The sequence below is a fragment of the Bradyrhizobium sp. CCGB01 genome (assembly GCF_024199795.1).
Classification (GTDB): Bacteria; Pseudomonadota; Alphaproteobacteria; order Rhizobiales; family Xanthobacteraceae; genus Bradyrhizobium.
The window spans coordinates 8,965,663-8,988,998 of the sequence record NZ_JANADK010000001.1 but is presented as its reverse complement, the minus strand read 5'-3'; the positions used below and the strand labels follow the sequence as shown (position 1 = coordinate 8,988,998).

The 23,336-nt window shown below is 65.5% G+C and carries 23 protein-coding genes; 13 read left to right on the top strand and 10 right to left on the bottom strand.

Annotated features, from left to right (window positions below; genetic code table 11):
* Positions 1-240 precede the first annotated feature (240 nt).
* From NLM25_RS42350 to NLM25_RS42335, 5 genes are all read left to right on the top strand, one after another.
* The gene (locus NLM25_RS42350) at positions 241-762 is read left to right on the top strand and encodes a hypothetical protein (RefSeq protein ID WP_254123845.1); all 522 of its coding nucleotides are present in this window, start codon (positions 241-243) and stop codon (positions 760-762) included.
* Between the two features lie 190 nt (positions 763-952).
* Positions 953-1,078, top strand: coding sequence for a hypothetical protein (locus NLM25_RS44610; RefSeq protein ID WP_256570816.1), 126 nt, complete (start codon positions 953-955; stop codon positions 1,076-1,078).
* A 24-nt stretch (positions 1,079-1,102) separates the two neighbouring features.
* Positions 1,103-1,693, top strand: a complete 591-nt coding sequence (locus NLM25_RS42345; protein WP_254140872.1) for an SCO family protein — start codon at positions 1,103-1,105, stop codon at positions 1,691-1,693.
* Positions 1,694-1,793: 100 nt separating this feature from the next.
* Complete coding sequence (locus NLM25_RS42340) at positions 1,794-2,729, top strand: transporter substrate-binding domain-containing protein (protein WP_254124714.1); 936 nt, start codon at positions 1,794-1,796, stop codon at positions 2,727-2,729.
* Positions 2,730-2,878: 149 nt separating this feature from the next.
* Positions 2,879-4,522 (top strand): lysine--tRNA ligase, encoded by a 1,644-nt coding sequence (locus NLM25_RS42335; RefSeq protein ID WP_254140871.1) that lies wholly within the window; start codon positions 2,879-2,881, stop codon positions 4,520-4,522.
* A 111-nt stretch (positions 4,523-4,633) separates the two neighbouring features.
* On the opposite strand, the gene NLM25_RS42330 is transcribed toward NLM25_RS42335, so the two are convergent.
* A complete protein-coding gene (locus NLM25_RS42330; protein WP_254140870.1) occupies positions 4,634-5,386 on the bottom strand; it encodes a carbonic anhydrase in 753 nt (250 codons plus the stop codon).
* A gap of 125 nt (positions 5,387-5,511) precedes the next feature.
* The gene (locus NLM25_RS42325) at positions 5,512-6,165 is read right to left on the bottom strand and encodes a helix-turn-helix transcriptional regulator (RefSeq protein ID WP_254123840.1); all 654 of its coding nucleotides are present in this window, start codon (positions 6,163-6,165) and stop codon (positions 5,512-5,514) included.
* 190 nt (positions 6,166-6,355) lie between these two features.
* Between NLM25_RS42325 and NLM25_RS42320 the strand changes: the two genes are divergently transcribed.
* A complete protein-coding gene (locus tag NLM25_RS42320; protein ID WP_254123839.1) occupies positions 6,356-6,700 on the top strand; it encodes a DUF952 domain-containing protein in 345 nt (114 codons plus the stop codon).
* Positions 6,697-7,794, top strand: a complete 1,098-nt coding sequence (locus NLM25_RS42315) for a quinone-dependent dihydroorotate dehydrogenase (protein WP_254140869.1) — start codon at positions 6,697-6,699, stop codon at positions 7,792-7,794. Before NLM25_RS42320 ends, NLM25_RS42315 begins: the two co-directional genes overlap by 4 nt.
* A gap of 17 nt (positions 7,795-7,811) precedes the next feature.
* On the opposite strand, the gene NLM25_RS42310 is transcribed toward NLM25_RS42315, so the two are convergent.
* The 5 genes from NLM25_RS42310 to NLM25_RS42290 form a co-directional block, all read right to left on the bottom strand.
* On the bottom strand, positions 7,812-9,137 hold the full coding sequence (locus NLM25_RS42310; protein WP_254140868.1) for an MATE family efflux transporter: 1,326 nt from the start codon (positions 9,135-9,137) through the stop codon (positions 7,812-7,814).
* 1 nt (position 9,138) lies between these two features.
* Positions 9,139-9,873, bottom strand: coding sequence for an MBL fold metallo-hydrolase (locus NLM25_RS42305; RefSeq protein ID WP_254140867.1), 735 nt, complete (start codon positions 9,871-9,873; stop codon positions 9,139-9,141).
* Positions 9,874-9,904: 31 nt separating this feature from the next.
* Positions 9,905-10,207, bottom strand: coding sequence for a DUF6460 domain-containing protein (locus tag NLM25_RS42300; RefSeq protein WP_254140866.1), 303 nt, complete (start codon positions 10,205-10,207; stop codon positions 9,905-9,907).
* A 74-nt stretch (positions 10,208-10,281) separates the two neighbouring features.
* Complete coding sequence (locus NLM25_RS42295; protein ID WP_254140865.1) at positions 10,282-12,186, bottom strand: ATP-dependent DNA ligase; 1,905 nt, start codon at positions 12,184-12,186, stop codon at positions 10,282-10,284.
* Positions 12,183-13,220, bottom strand: a complete 1,038-nt coding sequence (locus NLM25_RS42290; protein WP_254141360.1) for a ligase-associated DNA damage response exonuclease — start codon at positions 13,218-13,220, stop codon at positions 12,183-12,185. Before NLM25_RS42290 ends, NLM25_RS42295 begins: the two co-directional genes overlap by 4 nt.
* Positions 13,221-13,355: 135 nt before the next feature.
* Here NLM25_RS42290 and NLM25_RS42285 point away from each other — a divergent pair, with 135 nt between their 5' ends.
* The 5 genes from NLM25_RS42285 (at position 13,356) to NLM25_RS42265 (ending at position 19,907) form a co-directional block, all read left to right on the top strand.
* The gene (locus NLM25_RS42285) at positions 13,356-14,282 is read left to right on the top strand and encodes a class I SAM-dependent methyltransferase (protein WP_254140864.1); all 927 of its coding nucleotides are present in this window, start codon (positions 13,356-13,358) and stop codon (positions 14,280-14,282) included.
* Between the two features lie 115 nt (positions 14,283-14,397).
* Positions 14,398-15,627 (top strand): ABC transporter substrate-binding protein, encoded by a 1,230-nt coding sequence (locus NLM25_RS42280; RefSeq protein ID WP_254140863.1) that lies wholly within the window; start codon positions 14,398-14,400, stop codon positions 15,625-15,627.
* A 166-nt stretch (positions 15,628-15,793) separates the two neighbouring features.
* Positions 15,794-18,370 carry a ligase-associated DNA damage response DEXH box helicase gene (locus tag NLM25_RS42275; protein ID WP_254140862.1) on the top strand — a complete coding sequence of 859 codons (2,577 nt, stop codon included), beginning with the start codon at positions 15,794-15,796 and terminating at the stop codon, positions 18,368-18,370.
* A gap of 53 nt (positions 18,371-18,423) precedes the next feature.
* A complete protein-coding gene (pdeM, locus tag NLM25_RS42270; RefSeq protein WP_254123830.1) occupies positions 18,424-19,095 on the top strand; it encodes a ligase-associated DNA damage response endonuclease PdeM in 672 nt (223 codons plus the stop codon).
* 380 nt (positions 19,096-19,475) lie between these two features.
* Positions 19,476-19,907: a hypothetical protein gene (locus NLM25_RS42265; RefSeq protein WP_254123829.1), complete on the top strand. Its 432-nt coding sequence runs from the start codon at positions 19,476-19,478 to the stop codon at positions 19,905-19,907.
* A gap of 118 nt (positions 19,908-20,025) precedes the next feature.
* Here NLM25_RS42265 and NLM25_RS42260 read toward each other — a convergent pair whose 3' ends face one another.
* Both NLM25_RS42260 and pyrE read right to left on the bottom strand, forming a co-directional pair.
* Positions 20,026-20,850, bottom strand: a complete 825-nt coding sequence (locus NLM25_RS42260) for a DUF2865 domain-containing protein (RefSeq protein WP_254140861.1) — start codon at positions 20,848-20,850, stop codon at positions 20,026-20,028.
* A 207-nt stretch (positions 20,851-21,057) separates the two neighbouring features.
* Positions 21,058-21,621, bottom strand: a complete 564-nt coding sequence (pyrE, locus tag NLM25_RS42255; RefSeq protein WP_254123827.1) for an orotate phosphoribosyltransferase — start codon at positions 21,619-21,621, stop codon at positions 21,058-21,060.
* Positions 21,622-21,806: 185 nt separating this feature from the next.
* Between pyrE and NLM25_RS42250 the strand changes: the two genes are divergently transcribed.
* A complete protein-coding gene (locus NLM25_RS42250; protein WP_254140860.1) occupies positions 21,807-22,433 on the top strand; it encodes a glutathione S-transferase family protein in 627 nt (208 codons plus the stop codon).
* Positions 22,434-22,553: 120 nt separating this feature from the next.
* Here the strand turns inward: NLM25_RS42250 and NLM25_RS42245 are convergent, their stop codons facing one another.
* Positions 22,554-23,189, bottom strand: a complete 636-nt coding sequence (locus NLM25_RS42245; RefSeq protein ID WP_254123825.1) for a LysE family translocator — start codon at positions 23,187-23,189, stop codon at positions 22,554-22,556.
* Positions 23,190-23,336 lie beyond the last annotated feature (147 nt).

The window sequence follows — 23,336 nt, the reverse complement described above, 5'->3', positions numbered from 1 at the left end:
CTGTAGTTGTCCGGATTGAAGCCAGCGGTTGTAACTGAGATCAAGGGCGTGAGGCGTAAGAGTCCGTTAACTTGTTCCAGTTTGGGACCGAAGCGGACCTGGTGCAGCGCCGACGCAACACTGGATTTGAATTTGTTTTGAGCGAGCCGGCGCGCCTAGACAAAACCACGGTTACGACGGACGCTAGTCACGCATCACGAACCTGACACGCAGATTCGAAATCGACTGGGGCGGGGGACAATGAGGTTTCTGACTGGGGTGCTTGCGACGGTTCTGCTGATCGCTTGCATGGGGGCTTCTCACGCGGTGGTTCGGATCGCGGATGACCGCGGCGGGCGGATCGGAACTTACGTCGACAGATACCAGGACCTGCGCCAGTCAGGCGATACGGTCATCATCGACGGCCTCTGTGCTTCGGCCTGCACCATCGTCCTCGGCGCCATTCCGCGCGACCGCATCTGTGTGACCTCGCACGCGACGCTCGGCTTCCACGCCGCCTGGGATTTCGGCGCCAACGGCCGCGCCATCACCAATACCGAAGCGACCCAGATGCTCTATGCGATGTATCCCTCGCAGGTGAAGCGCTGGATCAGCCAGCGCGGCGGCCTCACCCCGCACATGCTGTTCCTGAGGGGCAAGCAGCTCCAGGCGATGTACAAGCCCTGCTACCTCGACGCGCAGGCCTCGACCAACCGACCCCTGCGCCGGGTTCTCCCGCAAGCGGAACAGTTGGAGTCCGCTCGGGGTCAGCTGCTTCGCTGACGTCATCGGCGTGATCTGATTCCCGGGAGAGATTCCTTGGAATACCCGCGGCGCTTGCCCGGGCCCGGGCCAGTGCCTATTTGAATGGCAAGGGAACCGGGCCTTCGCCCCGATCATTGTCATGGCTCAACCGCTGCACCCAGCACATCCTGTATCGGACAATTCGCCCACTGCCGGCCGGACGCCGCCCGTGCTGCTGTTGGCTGGCGCTGGGATCGGCGGACTCGTCGTGGTCGGTGCGCTGGCGCTCTGGTTCCACTATGGCAGCCAGGTGTTCTTCGAAATGATCAGGACCGGCTTTGCCGCCTGCTTCTGACCTGCGACAGGAAGTTTTTCGCTCATGAGCTCCACCGCCCGTCCGCTGGTGATCGCGACCGCCTTCGCCGCAAGCCTCGTTGTCGGGCTGCTGATCGTGTTCTGGGCCATGGGCGGGGTCAGCAAGGTGGCGCAGCCGGCCGCGATCGGCGGCCCGTTCCAGCTCACCGACCAGCATGGCAAGGCCGTCACCGAGAAGAACCTGAAGGGCAAGCCGACCCTGATCTTCTTCGGCTACACCCATTGCCCCGACGTCTGCCCGACCTCGCTGTTCGAGATCTCGGAAGTGCTGCGCGCGCTGGGTAAGGACGCCGACAAGGTCAATGCCGTCTTCATCTCGGTCGATCCGGAGCGCGACACGCCCGCGACGATGAAGGACTATCTGTCGAGCTTCGATCCGCATCTGGAAGGCCTCAGCGGCGATCCCGCCGAGACCGCCAAGGTGATCACCTCCTACCGGGTCTATGCCAAGAAGGTCCCGACCAAGGACGGCGACTACACCATGGACCACACCGCGCTGATCTACCTGATGGACCGCGACGGCCGCTTCGTCTCGCCGTTCAACCTGAAGCGGACCCCGGAAGAGGCTGCGGCGGACCTGAAGCGGTATCTCTAGGCTCGCCATGGCCGGGCTTGGAGCCAATCGGCGCTCGCGTTCCCGGCGGGATGGTCTATAAGGCCCTCCGATCTCAACGAAATTCGTTCATTTCCAGCCGATGGCTCCATCGCAACAGGCGAAATCGTCCAAATCTGCCCGTCGGCTCCTGACCGGGCTGGTCGTCGGCGCCTGCCTGCTGGCGAGCCTGCCCGGCGCCGAAGCGCAGGCCCCGGCCAAGCAGCCGCCGGCGGCGCCCCAGGGAACGCAACAAGCCACGCCGCAGGCGGCCCCGCAGGCCGTGCCCGGCTTCTGGGACCCGCGGCGGCGGCCGGAGCGGCCGGACCTGTCGCGCCTGACCGTGATCCGCTTCCTGACCGAGACCGACTATCCGCCGTTCAACTACACCGGGGCCGACGGCAATCCGGCCGGCTTCAACGTAGATCTCGCACGCAGCCTGTGCGAGGAGATCAAGGTTACCTGCACGGTGCAGATGCGCCGCTTCGAGACGCTGGTCGACGCGCTCTCCTCCAACCGGGGCGATGCCATCATCGCCTCGATGGCGGTGAGCCCGCAGCTGCGCGCCCGCGTCGATTTCACCGATCCCTATTACCGCGTGCCGGCGCGCTTCGCCTCGCGCAAGGATGCGGTGATGCCGGAGATCCGGCCCGAATATCTCGAAGGCAAGAAGGTCGGCGTCATCGCCGGCTCCGCGCATGAAGCCTATCTCAAGGCCATGTTCACCGACGCCGAGCTGCACGGCTATCCCAACGACGATGCGCTCCGCGCCGCACTTCGCAAGGGCGAGGTCGATTTCATCTTCGGCGACGCCATCTCGCTCGCGTTCTGGATCAACGGCACGGATTCCGGCGATTGCTGCGCCTTCTCCGGCGGCCCCTTCGTCGAGAGCCGCTTCTTCGGCGAGGGCATCGGCATCGCCGTGCGCAAGGGCAACGACGTGCTGCGCCAGGCCCTGAACTGGGCCCTGTTCCGCGTCTGGGAAAAAGGCCGCTACACCGATCTGTGGTTGCGGTATTTTTCGGTGAGCCCGTTTTAGCCAGCGATCGTCATTCCGGGGCGCGCGAAGCGCGAACCCGGAATCTCGAGATTCCGGGTTCGATGCTGGCGCATCGCCCCGGAATGACGACCAAGACCATTTTTGCATTCTGCCCGGAAATCGCTATTTTCCGCGGCCCGGAGGCCCTGATGTCCGTTATCGATCTTGCCGCGAACCCGAGCGACCTGCGCGCGCTCGCCGAACAATCCAACGCCTGGCCGTTCGAGCAGGCGAAGGCCATTGTCGCGCGGCTGAAGAAAAGCCCGAAGGACGAGGTGCTGTTCGAGACCGGCTACGGTCCGTCCGGCCTGCCGCATATCGGCACGTTTGGCGAGGTTGCGCGCACCTCGATGGTACGTCATGCCTTTCGGGTGCTGACTGAGGACAAGGTCAAGACGCGGCTCTTGGCGTTCTCCGACGACATGGACGGGTTTCGGAAAGTGCCCGACAATGTCCCCAACAAGGAGATGCTGGCCGCGCATCTTGGCAAGCCGCTGACGCGGGTGCCGGATCCGTTCTCCAACGAATACCCGTCGTTCGGCGCGCATAATAACGCGCGCCTGCGTGCCTTCCTCGACCATTTCGGCTTCGACTACGAGTTCGCGAGTTCGACCGACTATTATACGTCGGGCCGCTTCGACGCGACGCTGCTCAAGATGCTCGCCGCCTACGACAAGATCATGGCGATTATCCTGCCGACGCTCGGGCCCGATCGCCGCGCGACCTATTCGCCGTTCCTGCCGATCAGCAAGACCACCGGTGTCGTGCTTCAGGTGCCGATGATCCGTCGCGACGTCGCGGCCGGCACGGTGACCTATGTCGATCCCGACACCAACCAGGAAGTCGAGACGCCCGTCACCGGCGGCAACGTCAAGTGCCAGTGGAAGGCGGACTGGGCGATGCGCTGGGTCGCGCTCGGCGTCGACTACGAGATGGCCGGCAAGGATCTGATCGATTCAGTGAAGCTCTCCGGTGCTATCGCCAGGGCGCTCGGCGCAACGCCGCCCGAAGGTTTCAACTACGAACTCTTCCTCGACGACAAGGGCCAGAAGATCTCGAAGTCGAAGGGCAATGGCCTCACCATCGACGAATGGCTGCGCTACGCATCGCCGGAATCGCTGTCGCTGTTCATGTATCGCGAGCCCAAGGCGGCGAAGCGGCTGTATTTCGACGTCATCCCGCGTAACGTCGACGACTACCAGCAATTCGTCGACGGCTTTGCCAGGCAGGATGGCAAGCAGCAGCTCGGCAATCCGGTCTGGCACATCCACAACGGCAAGCCGCCGCAGGGCGACATGCCCGTCACGTTCCAGCTCCTGCTGACGCTGGTGTCGTCGTCCAATGCGGAGAACGCCGAGACGCTGTGGGGCTTCATCGGCCGCTACCGCCCCGGCGTGAGCCCGCAGACGCATCCGAAGCTCGACGCGATGGTCGGCTATGCCATCAACTATTATCGCGACTTCGTCGCGCCGACGAAGCAGTTCCGCGTGCCGACCGAGACCGAGCGCGCCGCGCTCCAGGACCTGCGCGAAGCACTGTCGCAGCTTTCGCAGGAGGCAACGCCAGAGGACATCCAGAACGTCGTCTACGAGATCGGCCGCCGCGAGCCGTTCCTCGACCAGGTCAAGAAGGGTAAGGACGGCCGTCCCGGCGTCACGCTCGACTGGTTCAACATGCTCTACCAGGTGCTGCTCGGCCAGGAGAAGGGCCCGCGCTTCGGCTCCTTCGTCGCGGTGTACGGCGTGCAGAACGCGGTCAACATGATCGACGGCGCGCTGGCCAGGAGCGCGTGAGAAACGTGTAGCCCGGCGATGACGTGTAGCCCGGATGAGCGAAGCGATATCCGGGGTGCCTCAACGACCGCCCCGGATGTCGCTCCGCTCATCCGGGCTACGGATCTTCCGTCAGATCGAGCGCAGCACGAAGCGCCGGTTGTCCTTCTGCACCGGGCGCGCGTTCATCGGATAGAGCTTTGCGAACGCGGCGACGTCGGCGGCCGACACCTGGATCGGGTCGGTCAGCAGCAGCCATTCGACCACCTCCGAGCAGGGCGGCGTGGTCAGCGAGCCGGAATAGCGGAAGTAGCTCAGCCTGTGCGGCAGCATGGCGTGGGGATCGATGCCCGCATCGGCCTTCACCGCGGGGCCTTCCGCCGCTGGCATGGTCTTGACGATCTTGCCGAAGGCCGCATTCGGCTTGCCTTCCGCCATCAGCACGCCGACCACGGCGAGCCCGCCTGCATCGTTGCGATGCACGAAGTGCGCTTCCATCGGAAAGTTCTTGCCGCCGATCATGTGCTCGCTCGGCCGGTGGAAGTGCACCTGAAGCAGCTTGTATTTGACGTCGCCGAGCGCGAGTGTGCTGCCTTCGGCGAAGTTGAGTTGGATCGTGTGCCCGTTGTTGACGATGGTGTCGGCGCTCTTGCCCCAGTTCAGCTTCAGAACCGGCAGTTGCGACTTGATCGTCGCCTCGATGTCGATCGGCGATTGCTGCAGGCCGACCGCGCAGGCCTTGTTGGCGGCGTCGAGATCGCCCCATTGGGCCGGGCCGCCGGCGCCCTCGTAGCTCCAATGCGTGCCTTCGGCGGCAAAGGCGGGCTTGCACAGCGGACAAAGTGCGAGACCCGCCAGGGCCTTCAATGCGTGACGGCGATTCAACTTATCCCCCTGCGATGAATTTGATCGGAAAAATCGGCCGCAACCTATGCGAGAGGGACGGTGAGTCGCAAGATCGCCGGGGCGAGACGCAGAGCGGCCGGTGTCATGGTCCGGTCACGACGCAATCACTGGCTCGCCCACACGATTCGCGCGATCCAGCCGACATCGCCCGGCGCCATCGTGTGCTCGGCCAGCGACGCATCGAGCGGCTGCAATTCCAGTGCCTTTGCCGTGCGGCGCTTCAGCGTCGCGACCGTCAGCCCTCCCGCCTTGGTCTTCACCACCACGCGATCGCCTTTGCGGATCGGCGCGCCGGGTGAGATCAGGATGATGTCGCCGTCGCGATAGGCGGGGGCAAGCGCATCGCCGGAAATCTCCAGCGCAAAAGTGCGACTGTCCTCGGCGGTGGGCAGCGCAAGCTCGGTCCAGCCCTTGCCGGATGGAAAGCCGGACTCGTCGAAAGCGCCGCTCGCGCCGGCCAGTGCAAGGCCGAGCAACGGCACCGAGCGGCCATTGCCGGCGTCGTCACCGATCAACTCGGCAAAGATGTCCATCGAGGAGCCGGCTGCCGCCAGCGCTTTCGCGATCGATTCGGTGGATGGCCAGCGCTCGCGCCCGTCGGGGGTAACGCGCTTGGACTTGTTGAAGGTGGTGGGATCGAGCCCGGCGCGCTTGGCGAGACCGGACGGCGACAGGCCGGCGCGCGCCGCCAGCCGATCCAGCGCGACCCAGATCTGGTCGTGAGTCAGTATCCTCTGCGCTTTGGCCTGTCTGACCATGGGAGGTCCAGCCCGTCGCAACTCAGGAAAACTGTCCTCAAATCAACCGGTTTTCCGTTTTTCGCGCAAGGGGTGGCGGCTAACTCTTGAGTTCGGGAGGGGCCGCCTTTACGGTCGCGCCGGGTTTCAGGGACCCGCACGAGACGAAAAAACCCAAAAGACTCAAAGAGCAAACAGGGCTGCGTAAGCGGTGGTCAAGATCTACAAAATCTGTCCGGCCTCGGCCTGGCGCGAGGCGGAACGGGAGGGGGTCTACCGGGGCAGCGCGGACGATTCGCGCGACGGTTTCATCCATTTCTCGACCGCGCCCCAGGTTCCCGAGACCTTGCGCAAGCATTATTTCGGGCAGCGCGCGCTGTTCCTGGTCGAGGTCGACGGCGACGCGCTCGGCAGCGAATTGCGCTGGGAGCGCTCGCGCAATGACGAGCTGTTTCCGCATCTCTATGGCGAGCTCGATCTCGGCGCGGTGCTGTCGGTGATGAATCTCAACATGCGCTCCGATGGCGGCCACGACGTTCCGGAGCTTATCCCGTGATCCGCGCCTTCGATGCATTTTCGCTGCCGGTGCTGCGCTGGCTCGATCCGGAGGACGCGCATCGCCTCGCGATCCAGGGCCTGCGCTTCCTGCCGCCAGTCAAGCCGCGACCCGACGATCCCAAGCTCGCGGTGCGCGCCTTCGGGCTCAACTTCCCCAATCCGATCGGCATGGCCGCGGGTTTCGACAAGAGCGCGGAAGTGCCGGATGCGCTGCTGCGGCTCGGCTTCGGTTTCGTCGAGATCGGTTCGGTCACGCCGAAGCCGCAAGCCGGCAATCCGCGGCCGCGGCTGTTTCGCCTCGAGCGCGACGAGGCCGTGATCAACCGCATGGGCTTCAACAATGACGGCGCCGAAGCCGCCCTGCGCCGGCTCGCGGCGCGCGCGCAGCACGGTGGCATCGTCGGCGTCAATGTCGGTGCCAACAAGGATTCGCCGGATCGCGTTGGCGATTACGTCAAGCTGATCGAGACCTTCGCGCCAGTCGCAAGCTATTTCACGGTCAACGTCTCCTCGCCGAACACGCCGGGCCTGCGCAATCTGCAGGAAGGCGCGCTGCTCGACGATCTCCTCGCCAGGGTGATCGACGCGCGCGAGCGGGTGCGCCAGAAGGCCGGCGACACGCCGGTGTTGCTCAAGATCGCGCCGGACCTCAGCCTCGCCCAGCTCGACGACGTCGTGCAGGTGGCGCGGTCGCGCCGGGTCGACGGCATGATCGTGTCGAACACGACGATCGCGCGGCCGAGCACGCTGCGCGAGGAGATGCGCGCCAAGGAACAGGGCGGCCTGTCCGGCCGGCCGCTGTTCCGCCTGTCGACGCGCATGGTCGCGGAGACCTATGTGCGCGTCGAGGGCGCATTCCCCTTGATCGGCGTCGGCGGCGTGGACTCCGGCGGGGCCGCGCTGACGAAGATCCGCGCCGGTGCGAGCCTGATCCAGCTCTATTCGTCGCTGGTGTACAAAGGCCTCGGCCTCGTCGACGAGATCAAGCGCGACCTCACCTCGACGCTGCTTCGCACGGGCCGGGATTCACTTTCCGAGATCGTCGGCGCCGATGCGGCGACGCTCACGGCGGAAGACTGGCCGGGGATGTAGCCGCGGCTACGATTCTCTTAAGATTTCGGGAACGTCGCCCTGAACTGCGCCGGATAGCGTGCAGCCTGCAGGCCGCCGCGCGAGACGTAGGAGGCGATCAGCGCGCCCCACAGTCCGGCGTTGCCGAATGATTGCAGCGCCCACCAGGCGGCGAAGAAAATCGCGAGCGATAACAGCATCAGGTTGCGCATCTCGCGCGCCCAGGTGGCGCCGATATAGATGCCGTCGAAGCCGAAGGCGAACACGCCGGGAATGGGCGCCAGCACGACGAACGGCAGGAATTCGCGCGCGCTGCGCCGAACGGCTTCGCTGGCCGTCATGAAATCGATCAGGTGCGGCCCGAACAACGCGAACAGCACGGCGACGACGATTGCGAAGCCGAGCCCCCACAGCAGCACCAGTCGGGTCGAGTCCGAAAAACCCCTGGCGTCGCGCGCGCCAAGCGTGCGGCCGCAGAGCTGCTGGGCGGCGTTGGCGAGGCCGTCGAGGAAGAAGGCGCTGACCAAAAGGAAATTGTTGAGCACGGAATTCGCCGCCAGCGTGACGTCGCCGGCCCGCGCGCCCTTGGCGGTGAAGAACAGGAACACCGCGATCAGGGCCGCGGTGCGGATCAGGATGTCGGAGTTCACCGCCAGCAGCCGCATCAGCTTGGCCCGGTCGAGCAGGGCTGCGTACGGCACGGCGAAGCCGCCGTCGGCATAGCGGCGGCAGACGCTCACGCCGAGCGCGAACCCGACCGCCTCCGACAGCAGTGCGGCAATCGCCGCACCCGCGATGCCGGCGTCGTAGACCAGCACCAGCAGGACCGTCGCCACCATGTTGACGAGGTTGATGACGATTTGCAGCAGCAGCGCCGGATTGGCGCGAGCCTTGCCGATCAGCCAGCCAAGAATGACGTAGTTGGCGAGCGCGAACGGCGACGACCAGATCCGGACCATGAAATAGGTTTTCGCGGCGCGCGTCACGCCCTCGCTGCCGCCCATCAGGTCGAACAGCACGGTGGCCAGCGGCAATTGCAGCGCAATCAGCGCCGCGCCGATCAGGCCCGCCACGATGAAGCCCCGCACCAAAATCACGGTCTGCTCGCGCGTCTCGCCGGCGCCCAGCGCCTGCGCGGTGAAGGCGAGCGTGCTCATGCGCAGGAAGCCGAACAGCCAGAACAGGCAGTCGAAGATCACGGAGGCCATCGCGACGCCGCCGAGCAGCGCGGCATCGTCGAGCCGTCCAATCGCGGTGGTCGAGACCACGCCGATCAGCGGCGTGGTGAGGTTCGCGACCATCGCGGGGCCGGCGATGGCGAAGACCTGGCGGGAGTCGATCTTGAGGGGGACGGGTGCGTGCATGTCAGAACACGAGCACCATGCCGTCTTCGGCGGCGAGATGCGGCACGTCCTCCAGTCGCGACAGCATGTCGTCGCTCATATGGGTGAGGACGAGGCGTTTTGCGCCGATGGCGGGGAGGTGCTGTTCCAAGGTCTTCAGGCTGAGGTGGTTCTTGACCACCTTCTCGTACATGTAGGCTTCCGCAATGAAAAGGTCCGCGCCATGCGCCAGCGGAATGAGCGTCTCCGTCCATTCGGTGTCGGCGCTGTAGGCGAGCGTGCGGCCTTCGGCCTCGACGCGATAGGCCAGAAACGGCCCGCCGGATTCGCCGTGCACGACCGCATAAGGCATCACGGTCACCGCGCCGAAGCTCTGGCTTTGCCCGGGCGCGAGCTCGATGACCGACAGTTCGAAGCGTTGCTTGGTCCTGGAGGAGTGCTCGAACAGCGCTTCCATCACCTGCTTCAGCCGCGTCTCGAGGCCTTGCGGGCCCGCGATGGTGAGCGGCCGGGTCCGCCGCGAGAATTGCGCATCGAGCAGGACAAACGGCAGACCGGCAAAATGGTCGCCGTGGAAATGCGTGATCAGGATCAGGTCAATCTCGTCGCGGTCGATCTCGAGCCGCTTCAACGCCGGCAGCGCCGACGCGCCGCAATCGATCAGGAAATTCGCCGCGCGCCCCGAGACGTGGAAGCAGGTGTTGAGCCTGCCGCCCGAGCCGAAGGCGTCGCCGCAGCCGACAAAGCGTATTTGCATCGGCTGCGGGCTCCCTGAGTATGCCCCGGAGCTAGCGGCGCGGCGCGCCGAACACGCGCGAGAGCAGCCAGATCGGGATCACGATGACGGCGCCGAGCAGGAAGTAGCGCCACAGCCAGTTGACGGCGTCGAAGCCGAGATCCCACAGCCGCTGGAACAGCAGGCGAATGCTGTAGATGATATTCCAGGGATCGAAGCCGATCGCCGCCAGCACGACGCCGACCAGGATCGAGAGCAGGACCAGGCGAAACGCGACCGCCGGCGGCGAGCCGCCGAGAAAGCGGTTCAGCCCGTCGCTGCGGCCGGCCGGCAAATCTCTGACGTCGTGGGCCATCTCGAAAACTCCTCGCGGGGATTCGCCCCGATTATAGGTCACGGCGGGGCACATGGGGAACCCGCAACGGAGCGTCAATGGCTGTCGGCGGAAGCCGCAACCTTAATTGTTGGTAGGGATTCGTCCGCTTTCAGCATCTTTTCCAGCGTTTCCAGCCGGTCCGCCTCCCTTGGCGGCTTGTCCCAGCGCAGGCGACTGATGCGGGGAAAGCGCATGGCGACGCCGGATTTGTGCCTCGGCGAGCGCTGCAGGCCCTCGAACGCCACCTCCAGCACCAGCCCCTTGTCGCCCTCGTGCACGACATGGCGCACGGGCCCGAATTTTTCGGTGGTGTTGCGGCGGACGAAACGGTCGATCTGCAAGAGCTCCTCGTCGGTGAAGCCGAAATAGGCTTTTCCGACCGGCACCAGCTCCTCGCCGCTCTCCCCCTCGGTCCAGACGCCAAAGGTGTAGTCGGAGTAATAGGACGAGCGCTTGCCGTGGCCGCGCTGCGCATACATCAGCACGGCATCGATGATGTGCGGATCGCGCTTCCACTTCCACCACTGGCCCTTCGGCCGTCCGGGGAGATAAGGCGCATCGCGCCGCTTCAGCATGACGCCTTCGACGGCATCGGCATCTTCGCCCGCGCCGGCACTCGAAGGATCGGCACGCGCCGCGGTCAGCGCCTCCCAGCTTGCGAAGGGGACGGTGGGCGACAGGTCGATGCGGGGATCGCCGAGCTTTCCGATGAACGTCTCCAGCCGCCCCCGCCGCTCCGCGAACGGCAGCTCGCGCAGATCGTTCTCGTCGTCGCCAAGCAGATCGTAGGCGCGGAGGTGAATCGGAAACTCCTTGATCAGCTTCGGCGAGACGACCTTGCGGTTGAGCCGCTGCTGCAGGACGTTGAAGCTCTGTACGCGTCCCTCGCGCAGGATCAGAAGCTCGCCGTCGATCGCGCCTGGCAGCCGCAGCGACGGCACGAGATCCGGAAAGCTCCCCGTGATGTCCTCGCCGGTGCGCGAATAGAGCCGCGCCGTGATGTGGCCGCGCTCGTCGCGTCCGGCCACCGCCTGGACGCGGATGCCGTCCCATTTCCATTCGGCGATGTAGTCGGCGGGATCGAGGTTTTGGAAATCGTTGTCCTCGATCGCATGGGCCAGCATCACCGGGCGGAACGGCGCCGGATCGCGATTGACCGGTTTCTCGCCGCGGCCTTCCAGCCAGGCGAACAAGTCGAGATAGGGCGGCGCGAGCCCCGGCCAGATCAGCTCGACCTCGTGCGGGTCCTTGTCACCGAGCGCGGCGGCCGCGGTCTTGGCGAGGCGCGCGGAGATGCCGATGCGGAGCGCGCCGGTAACGAGCTTCAGCAGCGCCCAGCGGCCGGTCTCATCCAACTCGTCGAGCCAGCGTTCGAGCTGCTTTGGCAGCTCGGTCTTGCCGAGCGTGCGGAGTGTGGTGACGACCTCGGTGAGGGTTGGCGGCGGTGGGTTGTTGTGGTTGCCCGGGTGGAGCGCATCGCCGGCATCTCGCCCGTGGTACCCTTCTCCCTGACCCTCCCCCGCCAGGGGGGAGGGGACGGGGAGGCTGGCGCGTCCATCACTCGCCAAATCATTCTCAGTCGTCGAGCCCGTCTGCCGCCGCGCGCGCAACTGCGCTCCCTCCCCCCTTGCGGGGGAGGGCGGGGGAGAGGGGTGGCCCGGAAAAGACTCGCTGTTACCAGGCACTCGCCGCGGCCACATCAGCGCCACCGTTTCCGAGAGATCGCCGACATAATCGTAACTCGGTCCGAACAGCACCTCATCCGTCCGCGCCGCGATGAGATCGCGGATCAGCGCGGGCTTGGCGTGCTTGAAGCTCAGCGCACCTGTCAGCGCCGCCAGTGCGTAGCCGCGGTCGGGGTCGCCGACCTCGCGGAAATAGCCCGTGATCAGCCGCAGCTTGTTGTTGCGGCCGGGCTCGTAGGCGAGGCGGTCCAGGAGTTCAGCGAAGCGGTTCATGCGTCGGCCTCGTCTGCAACCGCCGTCGCGCTTTCCTCCTCGTCACCATAGCCGACGAGATCGAGCGGCTGCGCCCGCAAGCCCTTGCTCTTGCACCAATGCACCAGCGCGTCCTCCTGGCCGTGGGTGACCCAGATCTCCCCGGCGCCGGTCGCGGCGATCGTCGCGGTGAGGCCGTCCCAATCGGCGTGGTCGGAGATCACCAGTGGCAGCTCGATGCCACGCTGCCGGGCGCGGGCGCGCACGCGCATCCACCCCGAGGCGAAGGCGGTGACGGGATCGGGAAAACGCCTCGTCCAGAGATCGGACGTCGCCGACGGCGGCGCCAGCGTGATGGTGCCGGCGAGCGCCGCCTTCTTCACGCCCTGCACCGGCCGCAACTCGCCGAGCCCGATCCCGCGGCTTTGATAATAGTGCGTGATCTTCTCCATCGCGCCATGCAGGTAGATCGGCGCGTCATAGCCGGCCTGACGCAGCAGCGCGATCACGCGCTGCGCCTTGCCAAGCGAATAGGCGCCGACCAGATGCGCGCGCTCGGGAAACAATGCCACGGAGGCCAGCAGCTTCCTGACCTCGTCGGCGGCATCGCCATGCCGGAACACCGGCAGTCCAAAGGTGGCCTCAGTGATGAAGACGTCGCAGGGCACGAGCTCGAACGGCGTGCAGGTCGGGTCGGGCGCATCCTTGTAGTCGCCGGAGGCGACGATGCAGGTGTCTTTGCAGGTCACCGCGATCTGCGCCGAGCCCAGCACATGACCGGCCGGATGAAATTTGACGCTGACGTCGCCGAGCCGAATCTCCTCGCCATAGCGGATGACTTGCGTCGATCCCGCAAAGTTCTCGCCATAGCGCAGCCGCATCATGTCCAGCGTTTCCTGCGTCGCCAGCACCGCGCCGTGGCCGGCGCGGGCGTGGTCGGAATGGCCGTGGGTGATCACGGCCCGCTCCACCGGGCGGACAGGGTCGATATGGAAGCCACCGGGCTTGCAGCACAGGCCGGCAGCAACTGGCAGCAGGATGTCTTGGGGGCGCATGGAAGTCATATAGGCACCGGTGCCCCGATATTCACCGGTCATGCGCGGGCTTGACCCACGCATCCATCCTCTTAAACAGTTCCCTTTTTGATGGATTGCCGGGTCAAGCCCGGCAACGACAGTCCTCGGTTCCCAATGCCCCTGCGCCTGTTCCTGACCTCCGGCGATCTCATGGCCGACCGCCGCTTCGAGTTCGCGCGCGACCTCCAGCTCAAGGGCGATCTGCCCGCCGCCGCCGACCTCATCGAGCAGGCGATTGAGCTGGCGCCGAACTTCACCTCGGCCTGGTTCACGCTCGGCGAAATCCGTCAGCAGCTCGGCGAGCGCGACAAGGCGATCGCGGCGTTCCGCGAAGCGCTCCGCTCCGATCCCGATGACCAGCACGGCGCCCACCTGCATCTCATGCGACTCGGCGATGCGCAGTTGTCGGAAATGCCAAAAGCCTATGTGCAGGCCTTGTTCGACCAATACGCGCCGCGCTTCGAGCACACGTTGATCAACGATCTCGGCTATCGCGCCCCCAGCCTGATCTTCAAGGCGGTGCTGGCCGCGCGCGTCGCCGCGAAGAAGCCGGCCTTCTTCAAGCGCACCATCGATCTCGGCTGCGGCACCGGGCTTGCGGCGGCGGCTTTCGCCAGACAGGTCGATCATTTCATCGGCATCGATCTATCGCCCGGCATGATCAAGGAGGCGCGCGCGACGAACCTCTATGCCGAGCTCGAGGTCGCCGACATGATCGAAGGCCTGCGCGCCAAGGGTGATGCGAGCGCGAACCTCGTCGTCGCCGCGGATGCGTTCGTCTACCTCTCCGATCTCGCACCGGTGCTCGGCGAAGCCAGACGCGTGCTCGTATCCGGCGGCGTGCTCGCCTTCACGCTGGAGACGCATGACGGCAGCGGCATCGTGCTTGGCGAAGGCCTGCGCTATGCCCATTCGGTGGAATATGTGCGCGACGTGATGGCGAAGGTCGGTCTCAAGCTCCTCACACTGGAGCCGGCCTCGCCGCGCAACGAGAACAACCAGCCGGTGCGCGGCCTCGTCGTCGTCGCCGAAAAAACTTGAGTCTAGGCGCTAACATCCTGCGATTTGAGCGTCATTGCGTCGCAAAGCAATGACTTCCCACTTGCGAGCCGTGCGGCGATGCCAGCACAATGCGCGCATCAGGGAGAAACAAATAATGACAAAGAATCCATCACGGCGCGATTTCAGCGCCGGCGCGCTTGCAACCATCGCCGCATCCACATTGCCCGCTCCGTATGTCTGGGCCGCGGAGAAGAAATATGATGCGGGCGCCAGCGACACCGAGATCAAGATCGGGCAGACCGTGCCGCATTCCGGCCCCGGCTCGCTCTATGGCGTACTGGGCCGCATCGGCGAAGCCTATTTCCAGATGCTGAACGAGAAGGGCGGCATCAACGGGCGCAAGATCAAATTCCTCACCATGGACGACGCCTACAGCGCGCCGAAATGCGTCGAGGCAACGCGGCGCCTGGTCGAGCAGGAAGAGGTGCTGGCGCTCTACGGCTCGCTCGGTACCGCGCCGCAGACCGCCGTGCACAAATATCTCAACTCCAAGGGCGTGCCGCAGCTGCTGCTCAACACCGGTGCGTCGAAGTGGAACAATCCGAAAGAGTTCAAGTGGACGATGGCGGGCCTGCCGCTCTATCCGACCGAGGCGCGCATCCTGGCGCGGCACGTCGTCGCCGTGAAGCCGAACGCCAAGATCGGCATCCTCTATCAGAACGACGACTTTGGCCGTGACTTCCTGGGCCCGTTCAAGAAGGTGTTGGCCGACGCCGGCGGCACCGCGCAGGTGATCATGGAGCAGACCTACGATCTCACCGAGCCGACCGTCGATTCCCAGCTCATCAATCTCTCGAAGTCGGGCGCGGACGTCTTCTACAACATCTCCACCGGCAAGGCGTCGTCGCAGTCGATCCGCAAGGTGGCCGAGCTCGGCTGGAAGCCGCTGCAGCTGTTGTCGGCCGGCTCGACCGGCCGCTCGATCCTCAATGCTGCCGGCATCGAGAACGCGGCCGGCATCGTCGCCATCCGCTACAACAAGGAAGTCGGCCTGCCCAAATGGGAGAAGGATCCGGACGTGATGGCGTTCGAGGAGCTGCGCAAGAAGTACACGCCGGCCATCGACCCCGACAACACCATCGCCTTCGCCGGCTACGGCCAGGCCGTGACCATGGGTGAGATCCTGCGCCGCTGCGGCGACGATCTCACCCGTGCCAACGTGCTGAAGCAGGCCTCGACTCTCGCCGGCTTCCACTCGCCCTATTTCCTCGACGGCGTCACCTACAGCTACACGCCGGAGGACTACACGCCGATGAAGACGCTCTTCATCTCCACCTTCACCGGCAAGGACTGGGACATCTCCGACAAGCCGATGTCGGAGTAGGGTCTTTCCTCGATCGAGATGCCGTAGGGTGGGCAAAGGCGCCCTTGCGCCGTGCCCACCACCTCCCCGGGCAACCGGGTGCGGATGGTGGGCACGCTTCGCTTTGCCCACCCTACGAGAGCCCCACCCCTCGACGAACCCACCCCCACGGCTTACCTGTGATGCCGTGCCGCCCCGCATCCTCAAATCCCCGGCCCGGACGCCAGCGCTACTGCCCGACCGCTTCCAGGCGTGGTTCGCGGGCCGCGGCTGGGAGCCGCGCGCGCATCAATTGGCGCTGCTGGAGAAGGCGCGCGAGGACCGCTCGGCGCTGCTGATCGCGCCCACCGGCGCCGGCAAGACGCTGGCGGGATTTCTGCCGACGCTGGTGGAGCTGTCGACCCAGGCGATCGAGCGGGACACCGGCGCGAAGAAAAGCTTCCTTTCCACCGGCCGCGATGTTCGCCGCGCCGGCGGCCTCCACACCCTCTACATCTCACCGCTCAAGGCGCTCGCGGTGGATATCGCCCGCAACCTCGAGCGTCCCATTGCCGAGATGGGGCTGCCGATCAAGGCCGAGACCCGCACCGGCGACACGCCGGTGTCGCGGCGCCAGCGCCAGCGGCGCTATCCGCCCGATATCCTGCTGACGACGCCTGAGCAGCTCGCGCTGCTGCTTTCCTCCGACGACGCGCCGTCCCTGTTCTCCTCGCTGAGACGCATCGTGCTCGACGAGCTCCACGCGCTGGTGACGTCCAAGCGCGGCGATCTGCTCTCGCTGGGGCTTTCGCGGCTGTGGCGGCTGGCGCCGCAGCTGCGCGCGATCGGTCTGTCCGCGACCGTGGCCGAACCGGAATCGCTCGCGCGCTTTCTCGTGCCGCAACCCAAGGACAAAGCCGAATCGGCCGACATCGTCATCGCCGGCGGCGCCGCGCCGCCGCTGGTCGAGATGCTGGACACGCGCGAGCGCCTGCCCTGGGCCGGCCACAGCGCGCGCCACGCGCTTCCCGAAATCTACGAGCTGATCAAGGCGAACAGGACCACGCTCGTCTTCGTCAACACCCGCAGCCAGGCCGAGATGCTGTTCCAGAATCTCTGGAGCATGAACGACGACAATCTCGCGATCGCGCTGCATCACGGCTCGCTCGACGTCGCCCAGCGCCGCAAGGTCGAGGACGCGATGTCCGCGGGCAGGCTGCGCGGCGTGGTCTGCACCTCGTCGCTCGACCTCGGCGTCGACTGGGGCGATGTCGATCTCGTCGTCAATATCGGGGCGCCCAAGGGCTCCTCGCGCCTGATGCAGCGGATCGGCCGCGCCAACCACCGTCTCGACGAAGCCTCGCGCGCCGTGCTGGTGCCGGCCAACCGTTTCGAGGTCTTGGAGTGTCGCGTCGCCATCGATGCCATCGCCGAGAATGCGCAGGACACGCCGCCCTTGCGCACCGGCGCGCTCGACGTGCTGGCCCAGCACGTGCTCGGCTGCGCCTGCGGCGAGCCGTTCTATAGCGATGATCTCTACGATGAGGTGCGGTCGGCGGCGCCCTACGCAAACCTCTCGCGGCAGGATTTCGACGACGTCGTCGATTTCGTCGCCTCCGGCGGCTACGCGCTGAAAACCTATGAGCGCTTCGCCCGCATCAAGCAGGACAAGGAAGGGCGCTGGCGTGTCGCCAATCCGAAGGTGCGGCAGAGCTACCGCCTCAACGTCGGCACCATCGTCGAGGAGCCGATGCTGAAGGTGCGGCTGGTGCGCGGCCGTTCCACCGGCACCGGATCGACCGGCGCGATCGCGCGCGGTGGCCGCGTGCTCGGTGAGATCGAGGAATATTTCATCGAGGGCCTGACCGCCGGTGACACCTTTGTGTTCGGCGGCGAGGTGGTGCGCTACGAGGCGCTGGCCGAGGACCAGGTCTACGTCTCCCGCGCCAACGACAAGGATCCGAAGGTGCCGTCCTATATGGGCGGTAAGTTTCCGCTCTCGACCTATCTTGCCGAACGCGTGCGCCGTCTGCTCGACGACCGCCGCGCATGGAATGGCCTGCCCGAGCAGGTGCGCGACTGGCTGTCGCTGCAAAGGGACGTCTCGCGCGTGCCCGGCGTGCGCGAACTGCTGGTCGAGACCTTTCCACGCGGCAACAAGCATTATCTCATCTGCTATCCCTTTGAAGGCCGGCTCGCGCACCAGACGCTCGGCATGCTGCTGACGCGGCGGCTGGAGCGTGCCCGTGGCCGGCCGCTCGGCTTCGTCGCCAACGAATACGCGGTGGCGATCTGGGGGCTGGGCGATGCCTCCTTCATGATCCGCAACGGCCAGCTCGATCTCGATGCACTGTTCAACCCTGATATGCTCGGGGACGATCTCGAAGCCTGGCTCGCCGAATCCGCGTTGATGAAGCGCACCTTCCGCAACTGCGCGCTGATCTCCGGCCTGATCGAGCGCCGCTTCACCAGCGAGGAGAAGAGCCGGCGCCAGGTGCTGTTCTCGACCGATCTCGTCTACGACGTCCTGCGCAAGCATCAGGCCGACCACGTGCTGTTGCGAGCCGCTCGCGCCGACGCCGCCACCGGCCTGCTCGATCTGCGCCGCCTCGGCGACATGCTCGGCCGCATCCACGGCCGCATCACGCATCGGGAACTCGACCATGTCTCCCCGCTCGCCGTGCCCGTGATGCTGGAAATCGGCCGCGAGTCAGTCTATGGCGAAGCTGGAGACGAGCTCTTGGCGGAAGCCGCCGACGAGCTGGTCAAAGAGGCGATGGGATAAGAGCAGGTCTTGACGTGACGGCAGGCGCGCTGGTTTCAGGAGATGTCGAGGACATGCGCGTTTCCAGAGTCACCATCAGCGATGTGACCTTCGCTGCCGATCTCTCCGGCGCGCTGTTCTGGGAAGAGCAGCGCCTGCTCGTCGTTTCCGACCTGCATCTGGAAAAAGGTTCCAGCTTCGCGACGCGCGGCGTGCTGCTGCCGCCCTATGATACGCTCGCAACGCTCAGCCGTCTCGCCGCCGTCGTCACGCACCACAACCCTCGTGTGATCATCGCGCTTGGCGACAGTTTTCACGACCGCACCGCGCATGAGCGGTTGTCGCCTGAGGATCGCGATGCCGTTGCCGTGCTCCAGACCGGCCGCGACTGGATCTGGATCTCGGGCAATCACGATCCGATGCTGCCGCGCGATCTGGGCGGGACCATCGCCGACGAAGTCGCGATCGGCCCGATCACTTTCCGTCATGAGCCGACCGGTGCAGCCGGCGAGATTGCCGGCCATCTGCATCCGAAGGCGCGCGTCTCCGCGCGCGGCCGCTCGATGGAGCGCCGCTGCTTCGCCAGTGACGGGATGCGTGCTGTGATGCCCGCCTTCGGCGCCTACGCCGGCGGCCTCAGCATTCGCGACGCCGCGTTCGCAAAGATTTTTCCGAAGAACGGCTTTGTCGCCCATCTGCTTGGTGACCGCCGCGTCCACGCCATCGCGGCCTCGCGCTGTTATTGAGATTCGTGCCGCGCAGGCGCGCCAACCGGTTCCATCGGGCCTCAATTCTCAACTGCCGGCCCCATCAGGACGTGTGGTTAACGGAAATTAGGACAGTGTTACGTTCAGTACTTGTCCGGAGTCGATTTAGTCGATTGCCGCCACTAATTTGACACTCGCCGGGGCTGGCATTTCGCATCCCGAACAAGATTGTAACCGGCAAGGGGTCGCTGCAAGGCGGCCCCTTTTGATTCCGCGTTCCGCATGCGGATCATCACGACCGTATTGTCGCCCGGCATCCGAACAAATTAAGAACACTTTAGCAAGTCTTTGATATATCATTGTGATTCGGCGCGTTGCCGACACCATATTTAGCGTCTGTCAGACTTTGCGAGGACTACATGTCCACCATCGCCTTCGATCAATTTGCCCTCACCCGGATCGCCGATTTCGCGCGCTCGCTGTCGCGGCTGCATCAGGCGGCGCGCCGCTATGCGGTCGATGACGACCAGTTCGACCGCGAGTTCAACGCGGTTTGCCAGTCGATCTGGGGCTACACCATCGACGACGTCAGCGACGATCTGTTCTCGGCCGAGGATCATTTGTTCCTCGATACGCTGGACGAAGCGCATGCGCGCATCTTCGCAGCCGAGCAGGGTTACGACCTCATAGGCGAGATCGGCATGCTCACCGACTGGTGGGGCTTCTGCTGGATGATCCTGGCCGAGAAGCGCGGCCTGCTGACTCAGGACAACCGCGCCGCCGCGCGTGCGGCGATCGAGGAGAAATATCTGGCCGCGCCGAACGTGATCGGGGTGATCATCGGGAGGTAGTGCCGCAACCTCCGTCATTGGGAGGAGCGAAGCGACGAAGCAATCCAGAGTGCCTCCGCGGAGACATTTCTGGATTGCTTCGCTGCGCTCGCAATGACGACTTGGATGCAGTTGAGACTTAATCCAATCCCGCCCGCTTCGCCGGCTTCTGCGCCGGTGTCTTCGGCACCGTCACGTCGGGCAGCGCCTCGCGCATGATCTCGGTCGACGTCGGCGCATCTGCCGCCACCGTCTCTGCGCGCACCGGCGCCACCTTCATTTCGCCGAGGCGCGCGCGGACCTGCGCGGTGAGGCCGGGGTAGGAGGCCACAGGGGTGAAGTCCGCAGCCTGGTCATTGCCGACGCGAATGCCGGTATAGGCGACGAGGCCGTCGCTGGTCGCGATCACGTCGCCGGCTTTCAGCGAGGAATCCAGCGCGAGATCGACCGGGGCGAGGCCGACCGGCTCGCGGCCGTTGCAGGTGCAGTCGGCGCGCAGCGCCTTGCGATAGGCGAAGGCGTTCTCGCTGTCGGCGTAGCGCTCTCCGGTCTGCGAAGCGGCGCCGTCGATCGAAGAACCGAAATAGACCTTGGTCGCGCTGGCGGGACAGAAGGCCTGACACATCTGCGCGGGCGAGGTGAGGCCGCGCATCAGCGGAAAATATTTGCCGTCGCAGCTGCGCACGCAGAAGGCCGGGCCCGAGCCGCCGGCCGCCGCCGCGCGTGTCGGCGGCACATATGGCGAGGTTGCGGCATTTTGCTGGCCGGTGAAGGGATCGGCGTAGGAGTTCGCCTGATGCGGCACCTCACGCTGCGGCCGCTGCTGCTGCATGCCGCCGAAGAAGAAGTCGAACAGGCCCTCAGCCGAAACCGGGGCCGGCGCCGCAAGCAGCGGTGCTGCCAGAATGGCGGCTACAAGCGTCGCGCGACGTTGCTGCCGCGCATGGGACAACTTTGTACGCAATGCTCACTCCACCGAACGCTACTGAATCGGCCGGGACCTTTCGGGGTCTCGGCGCCTGATTCACCATAATGCGGGATGGTAAATGAGCAGTTGCGCGGAGGCGGTTTCAAGTCGAGGCGGTGACCTCTTTAAGGCCAGGCACAACTTCCGACGGATGGTTGCTTCCGGGCAACGCCCGGGCATGACGGCCAGGAATGTTTCGCCGTCTCAAGCCTTCAGGAACTCCGACGCCTTGTACAGCGAGCGGAACGGCAGGCCCGCGGCGCCGAACGTGTCGGTGGCGCCTTCCTCGCGGTCGACCATGGTCAGCACCAGAACGACCTCGGCGCCGGTCTCGCGCACGGATTCCACCGCCTTCATCGCCGAGCCGCCGGTGGTGGTGACATCCTCGACGATCACGACGCGCTTGCCTTCGAGCGTCTCGCCCTTGGGCAGGCCTTCGATCGCGAGCTTGGCCCCGTGCTCCTTCGGCTTCTTGCGCACGAAGAACGCCGCGATCGGATGGCCCTTGATCCAGGAGATCTGGGCCAGCGCGCCGGCCAGCGGCACCGCGCCCATCTCGAGCCCGCCGATGAAATCGAGCTGGTCGTCCTTCAGCGCCTCATAGGTCAGCTCGGCGAGCAGCGTCGCGCCCTCCGGGTCGAGCATGGTCGGCTTCAGGTTGAAGTAGAAATCGCTCTTGCGGCCCGACGCGAGCGTCACCTCGCCGCGGCCGAAGGAGCGCCGGCGGATGATTTCGAACAGGCGGGCGCGAGAGGCAGATTTCGACACGGCGGTCCCTCGGAAGCATTTTTGGAAGTGGCGGAATCTATCCGCGACGGCCGCGACATTCCAGAGGGGGCGTCTCCCGTCAAGAGGGATCGGCCATCCCGGGCCGCCGGTTGTGGGGGTGCAACCTTCTGGGGTAGGTGGATGCCGGATATCTCGGCAAGGAAACTGGGCAAGGAAACGCGTAAATGACCATCGAGCTGCACACCTGGAACACGCCGAACGGCCGCAAGATCTCGGTCGCTCTGGAAGAAATGGGGCTGCCCTACAAGGTGGTCCCGGTGAACATCACCAAGGGCGAGCAGATGGCGCCGGGGTTCCTGAAGCTCAGCCCCAACAACAAGATCCCCGCGATCGTCGATCCCGAGGGCCCGGACGGCAAGCCGGTCAGCATCTTCGAGTCCGGCGCGATCCTGCTCTATCTCGGCGAAAAGACCGGCAAATTCCTGCCGAAATCGCTTTCGGCGCGTATCCCCGTCTATGAATGGCTGATGTGGCAGATGGGCGGCTTCGGCCCGATGCCCGGCCAGGTGCATCATTTCATCGCACTCGAGAACGAGCAGGACCGCGCCTATGGCCTCAAGCGCTACATGGCCGAGACCCGCCGGCTCTATGGCGTGCTGGACCGCCGGCTGGAGGCCCACGACTTCGTCGCCGGCGACCTCTCGGTTGCCGATTTTGCCATCCTGGGCTGGGCCTGGCGCCACCCTCGCCACAAGGTTGAGCTGGCCGATTTTCCCAACGTCAAGCGCTGGTACGACGCCCTGATGGCGCGCCCGGCCGTGAAGCGGGGCATGGACGCGAAGCTGGATTGATCTGACGGTGTCGTCGCCCGGCTTGACCGGGCGACCCAGTATTCCAGAGGCAGCGGTGATTGAGCCGAGAGGCTGCGGCGTACTGGATGCCCCGGTCAAGCCGGGGCATGACAGTGTGCTTCACACCTTCTTCGCTTCCACCGCCATCCGCACCGCAAGCCCGGCCAGCACCGTGCCCATCAGCCAGCGCTGCACCAGCATCCAGCTCGGCCGGCTCGTCAGGAACAGCGCGATCGATCCGGCCGCGAGCGCGATCATCGCATTCACGCTGACGCTGATCGCGATCTGGATCGCCCCTAACACCACCGACTGCGCCAGCACGCTGCCGGCGGTGGGATCGATGAACTGCGGCAGCAGCGCCAGATACAGCATCGCGATCTTCGGATTGAGCAGATTGGTGACGAAACCCATCGCGAACAATTTGCGCGGGCTGTCGATCGCAAGCTGCTTCACCTGGAACGGCGAGCGTCCGCCCGGCTTCACCGCCTGCCAGGCCAGCCACAGCAGATAGCCCGCGCCGGCGAAACGCAGCGCGTCATAGGCGAAGGGAATGGCGAGCAAGAGCGCGGTGATGCCGAACGCTGCGCACAGCATGTAGAACACGAAGCCGAGCGCCACCCCGCCGAGCGAGACGATGCCCGCGGCCGGCCCCTGCGTGATCGAGCGCGAGATCAGATAGATCATGTTCGGCCCCGGCGTGAGCACGAGACCAAGGCAGACGAGGGCGAAGCCGAGCAGGGCGGAGGTGTGGGGCATGGGTGAACCGGTGCGGGAGGATGCAGTGGTTCTAGTATGCGAGGCGCGGCGGGGCCATCGCGCAATTGCACGGAGGACAATTCGATTCCCGCATCTCACCCCAACGTCGTCCCCGTGAAAGAGGGGACCCATACCCCCAGGGAGAAG

Coding starts and splice junctions, on each gene's coding strand:
- NLM25_RS42350 (WP_254123845.1), top strand. CDS start 241: ATGAGGTTTCTGACTGGGGTGCTTGCGACGGTTCTGCTGATCGCTTGC.
- NLM25_RS42345 (WP_254140872.1), top strand. CDS start 1,103: ATGAGCTCCACCGCCCGTCCGCTGGTGATCGCGACCGCCTTCGCCGCA.
- NLM25_RS42340 (WP_254124714.1), top strand. CDS start 1,794: ATGGCTCCATCGCAACAGGCGAAATCGTCCAAATCTGCCCGTCGGCTC.
- NLM25_RS42335 (WP_254140871.1), top strand. CDS start 2,879: ATGTCCGTTATCGATCTTGCCGCGAACCCGAGCGACCTGCGCGCGCTC.
- NLM25_RS42325 (WP_254123840.1), bottom strand. CDS start 6,165: ATGGTCAGACAGGCCAAAGCGCAGAGGATACTGACTCACGACCAGATC.
- NLM25_RS42310 (WP_254140868.1), bottom strand. CDS start 9,137: ATGCACGCACCCGTCCCCCTCAAGATCGACTCCCGCCAGGTCTTCGCC.
- NLM25_RS42305 (WP_254140867.1), bottom strand. CDS start 9,873: ATGCAAATACGCTTTGTCGGCTGCGGCGACGCCTTCGGCTCGGGCGGC.
- NLM25_RS42300 (WP_254140866.1), bottom strand. CDS start 10,207: ATGGCCCACGACGTCAGAGATTTGCCGGCCGGCCGCAGCGACGGGCTG.
- NLM25_RS42295 (WP_254140865.1), bottom strand. CDS start 12,186: ATGAACCGCTTCGCTGAACTCCTGGACCGCCTCGCCTACGAGCCCGGC.
- NLM25_RS42290 (WP_254141360.1), bottom strand. CDS start 13,220: ATGCGCCCCCAAGACATCCTGCTGCCAGTTGCTGCCGGCCTGTGCTGC.
- NLM25_RS42285 (WP_254140864.1), top strand. CDS start 13,356: ATGCCCCTGCGCCTGTTCCTGACCTCCGGCGATCTCATGGCCGACCGC.
- NLM25_RS42280 (WP_254140863.1), top strand. CDS start 14,398: ATGACAAAGAATCCATCACGGCGCGATTTCAGCGCCGGCGCGCTTGCA.
- pdeM (WP_254123830.1), top strand. CDS start 18,424: ATGCGCGTTTCCAGAGTCACCATCAGCGATGTGACCTTCGCTGCCGAT.
- NLM25_RS42265 (WP_254123829.1), top strand. CDS start 19,476: ATGTCCACCATCGCCTTCGATCAATTTGCCCTCACCCGGATCGCCGAT.
- NLM25_RS42250 (WP_254140860.1), top strand. CDS start 21,807: ATGACCATCGAGCTGCACACCTGGAACACGCCGAACGGCCGCAAGATC.
- NLM25_RS42245 (WP_254123825.1), bottom strand. CDS start 23,189: ATGCCCCACACCTCCGCCCTGCTCGGCTTCGCCCTCGTCTGCCTTGGT.